Source organism: Acinetobacter psychrotolerans (assembly GCF_048552595.1).
Taxonomy (GTDB): Bacteria; Pseudomonadota; Gammaproteobacteria; order Pseudomonadales; family Moraxellaceae; genus Acinetobacter.
Genome location: NZ_JBIMDK010000060.1, coordinates 1 through 289 on the forward strand (window position 1 = coordinate 1; position 289 = coordinate 289).

1 protein-coding gene is annotated in these 289 nt (G+C 45.3%); it reads left to right on the top strand.

The annotated features are described in order from the left end of the window. On the top strand, positions 1-289 hold a 289-nt coding region (locus ACG94X_RS16850; protein WP_419384806.1), incomplete at both ends, for a hypothetical protein.

Below are 289 nucleotides of genomic sequence, written 5' to 3' on the forward strand. Positions count from 1 at the left end.
GTGGTGTAGAAGCTGGCGCAAGCATTGAGTACAGCACAGATGGTGGTTTAACTTGGACTCCGACGGCATTAACCAATGGCGGCTTTACGCTTACATCTGGTGCTTATTCGAATGTACAAGTACGACAAATAGATGTTGCAGGAAATACCAGTCCAGCTGCAATCTTAGGGCCAATCACAGTAGATACCACGTTACCAAGTGTGCCAACAGCAGTGTTAAATGCGGATACAGGTATTAGCGCTACAGATGGTATTACTAAAGATGGCAAGATCAATGTGAGTGGTGTAGA